Source organism: Amphritea atlantica, assembly GCA_024397875.1.
Lineage (GTDB): Bacteria > Pseudomonadota > Gammaproteobacteria > Pseudomonadales > Balneatricaceae > Amphritea > Amphritea atlantica_B.
This window is the reverse complement of record CP073345.1, coordinates 81,015-94,061: the sequence shown is the minus strand read 5'-3', so window position 1 is coordinate 94,061 and position 13,047 is coordinate 81,015. Positions and strand designations below refer to the sequence as shown.

The 13,047-nt window shown below is 51.6% G+C and carries 14 protein-coding genes; 10 read left to right on the top strand and 4 right to left on the bottom strand.

Annotated elements, in window-relative coordinates; translation table 11 throughout:
- Positions 1-2 precede the first annotated feature (2 nt).
- From moaA to KDX31_19920, 4 genes are all read left to right on the top strand, one after another.
- Positions 3-1,016 (top strand): GTP 3',8-cyclase MoaA, encoded by a 1,014-nt coding sequence (moaA, locus tag KDX31_19935; protein ID UTW05660.1) that lies wholly within the window; start codon positions 3-5, stop codon positions 1,014-1,016.
- A gap of 101 nt (positions 1,017-1,117) precedes the next feature.
- Entirely contained in the window at positions 1,118-2,242 is a 1,125-nt protein-coding gene (locus KDX31_19930; protein ID UTW05659.1) for a 1-acyl-sn-glycerol-3-phosphate acyltransferase, read from the top strand.
- A complete protein-coding gene (moaC, locus tag KDX31_19925) occupies positions 2,239-2,718 on the top strand; it encodes a cyclic pyranopterin monophosphate synthase MoaC (GenBank protein UTW05658.1) in 480 nt (159 codons plus the stop codon). Before KDX31_19930 ends, moaC begins: the two co-directional genes overlap by 4 nt.
- Positions 2,719-2,768: 50 nt before the next feature.
- On the top strand, positions 2,769-3,527 hold the full coding sequence (locus KDX31_19920; GenBank protein UTW05732.1) for a 1-acyl-sn-glycerol-3-phosphate acyltransferase: 759 nt from the start codon (positions 2,769-2,771) through the stop codon (positions 3,525-3,527).
- Positions 3,528-3,585: 58 nt separating this feature from the next.
- Here KDX31_19920 and fabB read toward each other — a convergent pair whose 3' ends face one another.
- Both fabB and fabA read right to left on the bottom strand, forming a co-directional pair.
- A complete protein-coding gene (gene fabB / locus KDX31_19915) occupies positions 3,586-4,803 on the bottom strand; it encodes a beta-ketoacyl-ACP synthase I (GenBank protein UTW05657.1) in 1,218 nt (405 codons plus the stop codon).
- 81 nt (positions 4,804-4,884) lie between these two features.
- Positions 4,885-5,400 (bottom strand): bifunctional 3-hydroxydecanoyl-ACP dehydratase/trans-2-decenoyl-ACP isomerase, encoded by a 516-nt coding sequence (fabA, locus tag KDX31_19910; GenBank protein ID UTW05656.1) that lies wholly within the window; start codon positions 5,398-5,400, stop codon positions 4,885-4,887.
- Between the two features lie 137 nt (positions 5,401-5,537).
- Between fabA and KDX31_19905 the strand changes: the two genes are divergently transcribed.
- Positions 5,538-6,170: a thiopurine S-methyltransferase gene (locus KDX31_19905; protein UTW05655.1), complete on the top strand. Its 633-nt coding sequence runs from the start codon at positions 5,538-5,540 to the stop codon at positions 6,168-6,170.
- 205 nt (positions 6,171-6,375) lie between these two features.
- Here the strand turns inward: KDX31_19905 and ispB are convergent, their stop codons facing one another.
- The gene (ispB, locus tag KDX31_19900; GenBank protein UTW05654.1) at positions 6,376-7,344 is read right to left on the bottom strand and encodes an octaprenyl diphosphate synthase; all 969 of its coding nucleotides are present in this window, start codon (positions 7,342-7,344) and stop codon (positions 6,376-6,378) included.
- 232 nt (positions 7,345-7,576) lie between these two features.
- Here ispB and rplU point away from each other — a divergent pair, with 232 nt between their 5' ends.
- The 4 genes from rplU to KDX31_19880 all read left to right on the top strand — a co-directional run bounded on the left by rplU (position 7,577) and on the right by KDX31_19880 (position 10,731).
- Entirely contained in the window at positions 7,577-7,888 is a 312-nt protein-coding gene (gene rplU, locus KDX31_19895; GenBank protein UTW05653.1) for a 50S ribosomal protein L21, read from the top strand.
- Positions 7,889-7,912: 24 nt separating this feature from the next.
- Entirely contained in the window at positions 7,913-8,170 is a 258-nt protein-coding gene (gene rpmA, locus KDX31_19890) for a 50S ribosomal protein L27 (protein ID UTW05652.1), read from the top strand.
- Between the two features lie 163 nt (positions 8,171-8,333).
- Positions 8,334-9,536, top strand: a complete 1,203-nt coding sequence (gene obgE, locus KDX31_19885; GenBank protein ID UTW05651.1) for a GTPase ObgE — start codon at positions 8,334-8,336, stop codon at positions 9,534-9,536.
- A 70-nt stretch (positions 9,537-9,606) separates the two neighbouring features.
- Positions 9,607-10,731, top strand: a complete 1,125-nt coding sequence (locus KDX31_19880; protein ID UTW05650.1) for a glutamate 5-kinase — start codon at positions 9,607-9,609, stop codon at positions 10,729-10,731.
- A gap of 83 nt (positions 10,732-10,814) precedes the next feature.
- On the opposite strand, the gene rpsT is transcribed toward KDX31_19880, so the two are convergent.
- Positions 10,815-11,081, bottom strand: a complete 267-nt coding sequence (rpsT, locus tag KDX31_19875) for a 30S ribosomal protein S20 (GenBank protein UTW05649.1) — start codon at positions 11,079-11,081, stop codon at positions 10,815-10,817.
- A gap of 374 nt (positions 11,082-11,455) precedes the next feature.
- Between rpsT and murJ the strand changes: the two genes are divergently transcribed.
- Positions 11,456-12,976 carry a murein biosynthesis integral membrane protein MurJ gene (gene murJ / locus KDX31_19870; GenBank protein UTW05731.1) on the top strand — a complete coding sequence of 507 codons (1,521 nt, stop codon included), beginning with the start codon at positions 11,456-11,458 and terminating at the stop codon, positions 12,974-12,976.
- The last annotated feature ends 71 nt before the right edge of the window (positions 12,977-13,047 follow it).

The following is a 13,047-nucleotide window of genomic DNA, read 5'->3' as shown; positions in this document are numbered from 1 at the left end:
GTATGCAGATAAATCAGAGCAACAACGTCACCACTCAACTGGTCGATCGCTTTGGCCGAAGGGTTGAATATGTCCGTCTATCTGTCACGGACCGGTGTGATTTTCGTTGTGTCTACTGTATGGCAGAGGAGATGCAGTTTCTGCCCCGCAGCGAGGTTTTATCACTGGAAGAGCTGTTTCTGGTGGCCCGGGCGTTCGTCGAGCTGGGGGTTAATAAGATCCGTCTGACCGGCGGTGAGCCACTGGTACGACGGGGGATTCTCACGCTGGTGGAACAGCTGGGACAGTTGCCGGCAGAACTGCTGATTACCACTAATGGCTCTCAGCTAGTTGGTATGGCTGCTGATCTCAAACGACTGGGCGTTGACCGTCTGAATATCAGCCTCGATAGTTTGCAGGCGGATAAATTTAAACGCTTGACCCGTACCGGGCGTCTTGAACAGGTGTTAGCGGGGATCGATGCCGCGATCGACGCAGGCTTCAAGCGGATTAAGCTGAATGCGGTTGTGCTGAAGGGCCGTAATGATGATGAGGTGCTCGACCTTATCGCCTTTGCCCGTAATAAGGGAGTGGATATCACCTTTATAGAGGAGATGCCGCTGGGCGCGATCACCGAGCATGACCGGGCTGAAGTGTATTGTTCCAGCGATGAGTTACTGGAGATGATCACGGCTGAGTATCCCCTGATCGACTGCAGCGAGAAAACCGGCGGGCCATCGCGCTATTATCGGATGTCTGATAGTGACAGCCTGATAGGCTTCATCTCTCCCCACAGCCATAACTTCTGTAGTGAATGTAACCGGGTTCGGATGACTGTGGAGGGGCGTTTGTTGCTCTGCCTTGGAAATGAACATTCCATGGATCTGCGTCGGGTTATCCGTGAGCATCCCGGCGATATTGAGCTGCTGAAACAGCATCTGATTCAGGCAATGGATCTGAAACCGGAACAGCATCATTTTGATCTTGATGATGAAACGCCGCAGATTGTCCGGTTTATGAACATGACCGGAGGTTGATCTGAGCGGATTAATCTAAAGAATTGATAATGTGCGCTGAAATTATTCCTGTCTCCCTGTAAAATACCGGCCTAATTATTCGCAGTGCCTCAGGAGGCAGAATGGCAGCCAGCTCTATCAATGATCCATTTCAGAATATCCGCCCCTACCATGATAGCGAGGTAAGTGATGCTCTGAACCGGCTGATCCATGATGATGAACTGATCTCAGTCCTGACCCGCTATCAGTTTCCCCGGATGGCATCGGTGTTTGGCTGGTTGCTGAAGCCTGCCGTGCGTATTTTTCTGGCACAAAAAACCGGCGAGATCGAAACCGTTCAGCAGTTTCAGACGCTGATTGCCGGCTATATGACTAAGATGATCGGGCGTACCACTACCCGTCTATCCTGCAGTGGTATTGAAAATCTTGAACAGGATGAGGCGTATCTGTTTGTTTCAAATCACCGTGATATTGCCATGGATCCGGCATTTGTTAACTGGGCGCTGTATCAAAACGGTTTTGATACATTGCGCATCGCCATAGGCGATAATCTGCTGCGCAAGCCGTACGTGTCTGATCTGATGCGTCTGAATAAGAGTTTTATTGTTAACCGCTCGGCTAAAGGGCGTGAGGTTCTCACCGCGCTGGGTCAGTTGTCTGCCTATATCGACCACTCTCTGGTGCAGGATGAGGCGAGCGTCTGGATTGCTCAGCGGGAAGGGCGGGCAAAAGACGGTAATGATTTTACTGATCCGGCGATTCTGAAAATGTTTTATATGACGCATCGGAAACAGCGCAGCTTTTCTGAATTTCTGGAGCGGGTGAAAATTGTCCCCGTTTCGATCTCCTATGAGTATGACCCCTGCGACCGGGCGAAGGCTCTTGAGCTTGATTCCAAGTCTCAGGGGGTTAAGTACGAGAAATCCCAGTTTGAAGATATCGACAGCATTGTGACCGGGATTACCGGTAACAAAGGTCATGTACATGTTGCGTTTGGTGACGTGATTACCGATAAGAACACTCCGGAAGAGTTGGCAGCTGAGATCGATCGGCAGATTATCGAGAGCTATTATCTGCACCCTTCCAATTTATTGGCGGCGGGTGTCGATGTGGATAACATCAGTGATGAGCAGAAAGCACTGTTTGCTGCCCGCACGGACGGATTGCCGGAGTCTGCGGCAACGATTCTGCAGCAGATGTATGCCAATCCGGTATTGAATAAAAAGAAACCACAGGAGGCTGTATGAGTCGTCTTACTCATCTGGATGAAAATGGCCATGCGAATATGGTGGACGTATCCGAAAAGGCGGTCACCAGTCGGGAGGCTACTGCGCAGGCGGTAGTAACCATGACCCCTGAAACCCTTGAGATGATCACCACCGGTGAGCATAAAAAGGGTGATGTGCTGGCGGTGGCCAGAATTGCCGGAATTCAGGCGGCTAAACGCTGCTCCGATCTTATTCCTCTGTGTCATCCGCTGATGCTGAGTAAAGTCACTGTTGAGCTGACGCCCCGGCCGGAGTCCGATTCGGTACTGATTCTGGCGATCTGTAAGCTTGCAGGCCAGACAGGTGTTGAGATGGAAGCTCTGACCGCGGCATCGGTTGCGGCGCTGACCATCTATGATATGTGTAAAGCGGTGGACAAGGGGATGGTGATCTCTGAGATTAAGCTGCTAGAAAAGCGGGGTGGAAAAAGCGGTCACTGGAAGGTGAGCTCTTGAAACCGGCTGTTGAATCCGATATTAATGCCGAAAAGGATAGTGACCAGGCGATGATCCGAAAACCCTCTCTGTTTTTATATCTGCGAGCAACGCTTTTCTATGCGGGGTTCTATCCGGTGACGTTAGTGTTTGCGGCTTTTTGTATACTGGTCGGATGGGCATTGCCATTTCGTCCCCGTTTTAAGCTGTTTACCCTGATGAATTACTTTACGATGCTATGGCTCTATCTGACCTGTGGTGTCAGATACCGGGTAGAGGGGCGTGAAAACCTGCCGAAGGATAGCGATGGCGCCTATGTGGTGGTCGCTAACCATTCCAGTGAGTGGGAGACATTTTTTTTACAGACGCTGATTCGTCCGCAGAGCGCGGTATTGAAGCAGGAGCTGTTAAAAATTCCGTTTTTTGGCTGGGCATTGGGGATGCTCAAGCCAATTGCGCTGGATCGCAGTAAACGCCGGGGAGCATTAAAGCAGCTACTGACTCAGGGCAAGGAGCGGCTCCAGGAGGGGATTAACGTGGTTATCTTCCCTCAGGGCACCCGGGTGGAAACCGGACAGCTGGGTAAGTTTAATAAAGGCGGCGCAATGCTGGCAGCCAGTGCTCAGGTTCCGGTTGTGCCGTTAGCCCATGATGCGGGCCTCTACTGGCCGGGGAAAAGTTATGTCAAATACCCGGGAACGATTACGGTTCGGGTAGGTGCTCCGGTGCCTGTGGCTGACCGGACTGTTGATGATATCCACACCGATTCAATTGGCTGGCTGGAAGCGCAGATGCGTGATCTTAATGTGATCGATGAAGACAAAATTTAAAAGAACAAGGTAATAAAAAACCCGCCGGAAGGCGGGTTTTCTGTATGTGCTTAAATGATCAGTCGGTGTATTTCTGGAATACCAGTGTTGAGTTGGTACCACCAAAGCCGAAACTGTTAGACATCACTCGCTGTAGATCCGCATTGTCGCGACGCTCAGTGACAACGGGCAGGCCTTCAGCCGCCGGATCAAGCTCGTCAATATTCGCCGATGCGCAGATAAACTTGTTCTCCATCATCAGCAGGCTGTAGATCGCTTCCTGAACGCCGGTTGCGCCCAGTGAGTGGCCGGTAAGCGACTTGGTTGAGCTGACAGGTGGCATCTGATCGCCGAAGGTCTCTTTCATCGCCTTCAGCTCCTGGATGTCGCCTGCAGGTGTCGACGTGCCGTGGGAGTTGATATAGTCGATGCTGCCGTCAACGGTGCTCATCGCCTGCTTCATGCAGCGTACCGCCCCTTCACCGGAAGGTGCGACCATGTCATAGCCATCAGAAGTTGCGCCATAGCCGACCAGCTCACCATAGATCTTGGCGCCACGGGCTTTGGCGTGTTCCAGCTCTTCCAGAACCAGCATGCCGCCACCGCCAGCGATAACAAAACCATCGCGGTTTGCATCGTATGCGCGGGAGGCTTTTTCCGGCGTATCGTTGTATTTGCTGGACAGCGCGCCCATAGCATCAAACATAACACTCAGAGACCAGTGAAGCTCTTCGCCGCCGCCAGCGAAAACGATATCCTGCTTGTTCAGCTGAATCTGCTCCATTGCATTACCGATACAGTGGGCGCTGGTGGCGCAGGCAGAGGTAATGGAGTAGTTGACGCCCTTAATCTTGAAGGGGGTTGCCAGGCAGGCGGAAACGGTTGAACCCATGGTGCGGGTTACGCGATAGGGACCAACACGACGGACACCTTTGGTGCGCAGAATATCAGCTGTTTCCACGATATCTGCAGACGATGCGCCACCGGAGCCAGCAATCAGGCCAGTGCGCACGTTAGATACCATATCTTCGCTCAGGTTAGCGTCTTTGATCGCCTGATCCATAGACAGATACGCGTAAGCGGCGGCATCACCCATGAAACGAACCAGTTTGCGATCGATCAGGTCTGTGTAATCCAGATCAATACTGCCAGCTACCTGGCTGCGAAACCCGAGCTCTTTGTACTCTTCCTGAAATTTAATGCCGGAACGGCCCTCTTTCAGTGAGTCCAGGACGGCTTCTTTATCAGTACCCAGGCAAGATACGATACCCATTCCGGTAACAACGACACGTCTCATAGGATGCCTCTTTTATTCAGTAAAAAACATTGTAAGTATAGATCTACAGCAGAGCTAAAGCCTGTATCCAGGCTTATAAGATTAGAAGCTATCGGTAGATACGAACAGACCAACACGCAGATCTTTAGCGGTGTAGATCTCGCGGCCATCGACTGAAACTGAACCGTCAGCGATACCCATAACCAGTTTGCGTTCGATAACCCGTGACAGGTCGATACGGTACGTCACTTTCTTTGCAGTTGGCAAAATCTGGCCGGTGAATTTAACCTCACCGCAGCCTAGCGCACGCCCACGGCCTTTGTTACCGCGCCAGCCCAGAAAGAAACCTACGATCTGCCACATAGCGTCCAGACCCAGACAGCCGGGCATAACAGGATCGGTAGGGAAGTGACATTCGAAGAACCACAGGTCAGGATGGATATCCAGTTCTGCTTCGATATAGCCTTTGCCATATTTGCCACCTTCGCCGGTGATCATTGTGACGCGGTCCATCATTAGCATGTTGCCGACGGGCAGTCGTGCATTGCCCTCGCCGAACATTTCGCCGTGACCGCACTGAAGAAGTTCTTCTCGATTAAATGAGGAAGGTTTTGTCATTTGAGCTGTATATCCACTTTTTTTTTAGCCAAAATATCGGGGGATTATACCGGTTTAGTGGTCTGGGATCACGACCTGTATGGTCAAAAAGCTGAAATTCAGACATATATGGTCGTTTTTATGAGGGTTTAGGCAAAATGCACAGTGAGTTTTGGCACGAACGTTGGAAAACTGGCCGCATAGGTTTTCATCAGCAGCAGGTTAATCTGTTCCTGAGTACTTACTGGTCACGCTTGCAAAGCGGGGGAAAAGGGCGTGTGCTGGTGCCCCTGTGTGGTAAAAGCCTGGATATGATCTGGTTGCGGGAGCAGGGTCATGAAGTTACCGGGGTTGAATTGAATGAGCGTGCCTGTCAGGCATTCTGGTCTGAACAAAACGTGCCGGTCGCAGAGCAGCAGGTTGGCGACTTTAGTCTGCGAGAGAAAGATGGGTTGCGGTTGCTCTGTGGTGATTTTTTTGCGTTGCCAGCCGAAGAGTTTGAAACAGTCAGCTGGGTGTATGATCGTGCCGCGCTGGTTGCATTCCCTGAACCGATGCGTCAGCGCTACGCTCATACGCTGATTGAGCAGCTTCCCGCAGGTGTTGGAATGTTATTGATAACCCTTGAGTTCAATGATCCAGAAGGCCCGCCCTTTTCCGTAACAGACGATGAAGTCCGGGCGCTCTATGGTGAGCGCTTTAGCATTGAAAAGCTTATGGCACAGAGGGGGGGTGGTCGGAACGGACGTGCAGAGGTGGAGTCGGTTTATATCATGAGGGATAGGAGATAGTGGCTAGATCGTCACAAAAAACGTGACTAGCTAGACGCTTCGCTTGCTAGAAAAATCAAACTCAAAGCAGCTATTAGGCTGCTTTGAGTTATAAGAGCAAATCAGCCGTGCCCACTTACTATGCACGTTATCATTAGAGCTTGTTAAGAAGGGCTTTTCTAACAACTAGCAAGTCACGTTTTTTGTGACGTTCTAGCCACTGTTATTAACTGCTCCGCTTAACCGCCAGGTCTGCCAGTTGAATCATGGTCTGTTTGAACGAACTGTCTGGCAGAGCGTCCAGTGCTTTAATGGCTTTATCGGCTTCAGCGTAGGCGGTATTGCGGGAGTAGTCGATTGAGCCGGTGGCATGAACAATATCCATGATCGGTTGCAGGTCGTCGAGGCCGCCTTTACGAATTGCCTGACGGATCAGTTTGCGCTGCTCGTCGCTGCCTTCGCGCATCGCATGGATCAGCGGCAGGGTGGCTTTGCCTTCGGCCAGGTCGTCGCCGACATTCTTGCCCATCTCCTCGGCACTGCTGAGATAATCCATAACATCATCAATAATCTGGAAGGCAATACCGATATGGCGCCCATAGAGGCGCAGCGCTTCCTGTTGAGCTTTGTCAGCGCCCGCCAGAATCGCACCGGTCTCTGTGGCGGCTTCGAACAGCATTGCGGTTTTGCCCAGAATCACCTGCATATAGGACTCTTCGGAGGTATCCGGGTTACGGGCGTTCAGTAATTGTAGCACTTCGCCTTCGGCGATAATGGTGGTGGCGTTGGAGATAACCTTCATGATCTCCATCTTATTGATCTCAACCATGATCTGGAATGAGCGGGAGTAGAGGAAGTCACCGACCAGGACGCTGGGGGCGTTGCCCCACTTAGCGTTCGCAGTATCGTTGCCGCGGCGTAGTTCGGAGTTATCCACTACGTCGTCGTGGAGTAATGTTGCTGTGTGAATAAACTCGATAACCGCTGCCAGAGAGATGTGTTGTTCTCCCTGATAGCCTGCGGCATTGGCTGCAAGCAATACTAGTAGGGGTCTGATCCGCTTGCCGCCACTTTCTACTATGTAATGTCCGATCTTTTCAACCAGTGGTACACCTGAGTGTAAGTGGTTGATAATATAGTCGTTTACCGCTTCAAATTGCGGCTCGATAACTGGATTTAACTGATGTGGCAGCATAGGAACTGATACTAAGCTCTGAAATTTGTATTGGCGCATGCTAGGGGGTGCTTATCCGGGTGTCAAGAAAGTCGGCTTATTATCTATATTTATGCTTGAGTCGAATCTTATGTTTCTATATAATCTCGCGCCCTAACCCATCCAAATTCGCTCCCTACCATATGGTTGTTAGTATCCATTAGAAGTAGGCGTCTTATTTAGTAGCAGGGCGGGTTTTAAACTGGAGATTAAAATGTACGCAGTAATTGTGAGCGGTGGTAAGCAATACCGAGTTCAGGAAGGCCACACGCTGAAGCTGGAAAAGCTGGCTGTAGAAGCTGGTTCAAATGTTGAATTTGACCGTGTTTTGCTGGTAGCTAACGGTGATGATGTTAAGATCGGTGCACCAGTTGTTGAAGGTGCTAAGGTTACAGCTGAGGTTGTAAGCCACGGTCGCGCTAAGAAAGTTCATATCATGAAGTTCAAGCGTCGTAAGCATCACATGAAACAGATGGGTCACCGTCAGCACTTCACCGAAGTAAAAATCACTGGCATTAATGCCTAAGACTGTTTGAGAGGAGATTGACAAATGGCTCATAAGAAGGCGGCAGGTAGTACCCGTAACGGTCGTGATTCCGAGTCGAAACGCTTAGGTGTTAAGCGTTTCGGTGGTCAGGTAGTAGCAGCAGGTAACATCCTGGTGCGTCAGCGTGGTACTAAATTCCACGCTGGTGTAAACGTTGGTATGGGTAAAGACCATACTCTGTTTGCAACTGCAGACGGCGTTGTTAAGTTTGTTGTTAAAGGCCCGCAAAAGCGTAAATACATTACTGTAGAAACCGCTTAATCCGGCTTTTATGCTATAAAAAAGCTCCGCGGTTGCGGGGCTTTTTTTGTTTTTAATGGCTGATTAAGCTAGTTGTTGAAAAAGTCTGTGGTGCGGGCGTTATCAACAGCCAGTTTGTTGGCGGGAAGCATGCACAGTTTGCCAGTGTAGCTGGAGGTGTAGAATGAAGTTTGTAGATGAAGCGACGATTACTGTAGAAGCCGGTAAAGGAGGGAATGGTACCCTCAGCTTCCGGCGTGAGAAATATGTTGCTCGTGGTGGTCCTGATGGTGGTGATGGTGGTGATGGTGGTTCAGTGTTTGTTGAGGCGGATGAGTCGCTCAATACGCTGATCGATTACCGTTTTCAGCCCCGTTATAGCGCGCAGAATGGTAAGGGCGGTCAGAGCCGTAACTGCACGGGCGCCAAGGGTGAAGACCTGATCATGAAAGTACCGGTGGGTACTACTGTGGTTGATATCGATACCGATGAGGTGTTGGCTGACCTGACTAAGGTGGGTCAGATTGAGAAGATCGCTCAGGGTGGTTTTCATGGTCTGGGTAATACTCGTTTTAAGAGTAGTGTCAATCGGGCGCCGCGTCAGACAACCAGTGGTAGTCTGGGTGAGACCCGGAATGTGAAGCTGGAGCTGAAGGTTCTGGCGGATGTGGGATTGTTGGGATTGCCGAATGCGGGTAAATCTACCTTTATTCGCTCAGTGTCTGCGGCCACGCCTAAGGTGGCTGATTATCCGTTTACAACGCTGGTGCCAAATCTGGGTGTCGTCAGTACCGAAAAGCATAAGAGCTTTGTGATTGCGGACATTCCCGGAATTATTGAGGGGGCTGCTGAAGGGGCCGGGCTGGGGATTCAGTTTCTTAAGCATCTGGCGCGTAACCGTATTTTGCTGCATCTTGTAGATATGGCGCCCTGGGATGATGTGGCTCCGGCTGATGCTGCCCTGGTTATTGTCAGGGAGCTGGAAAAGTTTAGCCCGACTCTGGCGGCGCAGCCGCGCTGGCTGGTGCTGAATAAGCTGGATATGGTGCCGGAAGAAGAGCAGGAAGAGCGTTGTCAGGCGGTGGTTGATGCGTTGGGCTGGGAAGGTCCTGTTTATCGCATATCGGCGATTAATAAGATGGGTACCCAGCAGCTGGTGCAGGATATTCAGGTGCTGCTTGATCAGTTGGCTGCGCAGTTGGCTGAAGATCCTGAATTGGTCGAGGCTGAGCTTCAGGTGCGTCGGGCAATCGACCGGGAAGGTCGGGAGCGAATCGAGCAGATGCGCGCAGAGGTCCGTGCTAAGCGCCGTGGTGATGATGACTTTGACGATGATGACTTTGACGATGATGATTATGACGTTGAAGTTGAATATGTGAAAAATTAGAACCTGTTCGGGTTGTCCTGGCTGATGCTTGTGTCCGGGGCGGGGCGGGTCTTTCAAGAGAGTGAAGGCAGTGAGTCAAGCGCGTAATAGACTGAAAACCTCCCGGCGATGGGTGGTTAAAATTGGCAGTGCGTTACTTACAAATGATGGTGAGGGGCTTGATCTGGAGGCCATTGGTCTTTGGGTTGATCAGTTGGCTCAGCTGCGCCGCGAAGGAGTTGAGATTGTACTGGTCTCCTCCGGTTCTATCGCCGAGGGGATTGTTCGCCTTGGTTGGAAAGACCGCCCTCATGAAGTTTATAAGCTGCAGGCTGCGGCAGCGGTTGGGCAGATGGGACTGGTACAGGCCTATGAAACCAACTTTAAGCGGCATAATGCGCTGACGGCTCAGATTCTGTTAACCCATGAAGATCACTCCAACCGCAAGCGTTATCTTAATGCTCAGGCGACCCTGAAAACGCTGTTGTCGGTGGGGGTTGTGCCAGTAGTTAATGAGAATGATACCGTGGTGACCAAAGAGATTCGCTTTGGTGATAATGATACTCTGGGGGCGCTGGTGGCTAACCTTATTGAGGCTGATGCGCTGATTCTGCTGACCGATCAGAGTGGTTTGTATACTGCGGATCCTCGTTCCAATCCCGCTGCGACTCTGATCTCTGAGGCTATGGCCAGTGATTGTTCGCTGGATGCGATGGCTGGTAGTGGTGGTCGGCTGGGGCAGGGGGGTATGGCCACTAAGGTGCGTGCAGCCCGGTTGGCGGCGCGTTCGGGTGCGGTTACGGTCATTGCCAGTGGTCGTGAAGATGATGTGTTACTGAAGCTGCGACAAGCTGAAAATCTGGGTACGGTGTTGCTGCCTGAGCAGTCGCCGATGGCTGCCCGTAAGCAGTGGATTGCGGGTCATTTGCAGGCGCGGGGAACGCTGACGCTCGATGCGGGTGCGGTGGCTGCTTTGGTTGAGCGGGGCAAGAGTCTGCTGCCTACGGGTGTGCGTGCGGTCACCGGGTCTTTTTCCCGTGGAGAGATGGTGGTGATCTCTGATGAGCATGGCCACGTTATTGGTCGGGGCCTGGTCAACTATGGTGTTGAGGATGCGCAAAAGATTATCGGTCATCCGAGTTCATATATCGAGACGGTGCTTGGTTTTGTGGGGGAGCAGGAGTTGGTGCACCGGGATAATCTGGTGCTGGCTTAACCTGATGCTCGTTGAGTCAGGTTCAGAAACAAAAAAAACCGGCCATGGCCGGTTTTTTTATTGCTGCTTACATCTCAGGGAGATTATGCAGCCAGCTTTTTGATAGAGGCATTCAGGCGGCTCTTCTTGCGAGCAACCTGGTTCTTGTTGAAAATGCCTTTGGTTACAGCGCTATCCATTAAAGGCTGAGCTGTAACGAATGCTGCTGTTGCAGCTGCGTGATCGCCAGATTCGATAGCTGCCGCTACTCTTTTAACGTAAGTGCGAACCATGGAACGCAGACTCGCGTTATTTTGACGGCGCTTCTCGGCTTGGCGAGCGCGTTTACGGGATCCTGCGGAATTTGCCACAATCCGACTCCTCTAAACTATGTAAAAGTTAATCGATGTAAAATAATCGATATTGAGATGTCCCGGCGTTCATTTTTGAACTACTGGACATCGAAAATTAAGACGCGAGATTATTCATGTTTACAGTGCAGGTGTCAACAGCTAAATGCGAATAAATCCCCTCGGGTTGTCCCGGTTTATTGGTGCTTTGCTGTGTTATCACAAGCATTTTGGCGGCTTAATCGGTATTATCTGCTCCAATCTATTTTGTTTGGCTGGCAGGAAAGCAACCCTTGAGTAGAACAGAAATATCTCCGGAAGGCACTCAGCCCAATAGTCCTGGCCCTCATAACCCCAAAAAACCGCCGGAGGGTACACCAAAAGCCCGCGGGTTACTGCGCTCCAGCGCGCTGGTTGGCCTGATGACTATGCTGTCACGGGTGATGGGTCTGATTCGGGATGTCGTGGTCGCTAACTATTTTGGTGCGGGCAGTAGTGCTGATGCCTTTTTTGTGGCCTTCAAAATACCTAATTTCCTGCGTCGGCTGTTTGCTGAAGGGGCTTTTTCTCAGGCTTTTGTGCCGGTGTTGTCGGAGTATCGCAGTCTGAAAGATCTGGCGGCGGTGAAGCAGCTGGTTAACCGGGTCGCCGGCAGTCTGGGGCTGGTGCTGATTATCGTGACGTTGTTGGGGGTCGTGGGAGCACCGGTGCTGGCCGCTATTTTTGCTCCCGGGTTTTATCTGAATGATCCGCTGCGTTACGAGCTGGCGGTGGAGATGCTGCGGTATACCTTTCCCTATCTGCTGCTGATATCGCTGACCGCCCTGTCGGGCAGTATTCTCAATAGTTATGAGCGCTTTGCGGTGCCAGCGTTTACCCCGGTATTGCTGAACCTGTCGCTGATCGGGGCGGCAATATGGATGCAGCCGCTGTTTGAGCAGCCGGTGATGGCTTTGGCGCTGGGGGTTTTGATCGCCGGATCCCTGCAGTTGCTGTTTCAGTTGCCGTTTCTGTGGCGTATCCAACTGCTACCTGCTCCGGTGCTTGGATTTAAAGACGAAGGCGTTAAACGGATACTGAAACTGATGCTCCCGGCACTGTTTGGAGTGTCGGTGAGTCAGATCAATTTGCTGCTGGATACATTGCTGGCCTCTTTTCTGCAGACCGGTAGTGTCTCCTGGCTGTATTACTCGGATCGTCTGGCGGAGTTGCCGCTGGGCGTGTTTGGTATTGCGATTGCGACGGTTATTTTACCCAGTCTGTCGCGCCGGCATGCGGAGAAAAGTACCGAACACTTCTCCCGCACGCTGGATTGGGCGATGCGGATGGTGCTGCTGATCGGCTTGCCGGCCGCGATGGCGTTGCTGGTGCTGGCTGAGCCACTGATTGCAACGCTGTTTCATTATGGAGAGATGACTGACCGGGATGTTACGATGGCGGCGATGAGCCTGCGTGCATATGCCTGCGGATTGTTGGCTTTTATGTTGATCAAAGTGCTGGCTCCCGGATATTTTTCCCGTCAGGATACTAAAACCCCGGTTAAGATTGGTATCGTTGCGATGGTGGTCAATATGGTGCTCAATCTGATACTCATCTGGCCGCTGGCTCATGCCGGTTTGGCGCTGGCGACGACGCTTTCGGCATTCCTGAATGCCGGGTTGTTGTTGCGGGGCTTGTTGAAAGAGGGCGTATTCTGTTGGCAGCCTGGCTGGTTTAAGTGGCTGATGCGGGTCGGTCTGGCGAATATTTTGATGATCGTTTTTTTATTGTTGCTGGCCGGAGCTCCGGCGCAGTGGCTGAGCTTTGATATCGGGCAGCGAGTCACCAATATGACGATTCTGGTAGGCGGTGGTGCGATTGTTTATGCATTGGTATTGCTGGTGACGGGGATGAGACTGCGGGACCTGCGTCATTAATCGGTCAGTATCGCCGCCGACGGATGGCGGATATCGCTGTAACTGAGGTATAATTTTGCGCTTATTTTATT

Bases quoted from the DNA above. Each gene is read 5' to 3' on its own strand.
- obgE (UTW05651.1), top strand. From the start codon at position 8,334: ATGAAGTTTGTAGATGAAGCGACGATTACTGTAGAAGCCGGTAAAGGA.
- KDX31_19930 (UTW05659.1), top strand. From the start codon at position 1,118: ATGGCAGCCAGCTCTATCAATGATCCATTTCAGAATATCCGCCCCTAC.
- rpmA (UTW05652.1), top strand. From the start codon at position 7,913: ATGGCTCATAAGAAGGCGGCAGGTAGTACCCGTAACGGTCGTGATTCC.
- moaA (UTW05660.1), top strand. From the start codon at position 3: ATGCAGATAAATCAGAGCAACAACGTCACCACTCAACTGGTCGATCGC.
- KDX31_19905 (UTW05655.1), top strand. From the start codon at position 5,538: ATGCACAGTGAGTTTTGGCACGAACGTTGGAAAACTGGCCGCATAGGT.
- fabB (UTW05657.1), bottom strand. From the start codon at position 4,803: ATGAGACGTGTCGTTGTTACCGGAATGGGTATCGTATCTTGCCTGGGT.
- KDX31_19920 (UTW05732.1), top strand. From the start codon at position 2,769: ATGATCCGAAAACCCTCTCTGTTTTTATATCTGCGAGCAACGCTTTTC.
- ispB (UTW05654.1), bottom strand. From the start codon at position 7,344: ATGCTGCCACATCAGTTAAATCCAGTTATCGAGCCGCAATTTGAAGCG.
- rplU (UTW05653.1), top strand. From the start codon at position 7,577: ATGTACGCAGTAATTGTGAGCGGTGGTAAGCAATACCGAGTTCAGGAA.
- fabA (UTW05656.1), bottom strand. From the start codon at position 5,400: ATGACAAAACCTTCCTCATTTAATCGAGAAGAACTTCTTCAGTGCGGT.
- moaC (UTW05658.1), top strand. From the start codon at position 2,239: ATGAGTCGTCTTACTCATCTGGATGAAAATGGCCATGCGAATATGGTG.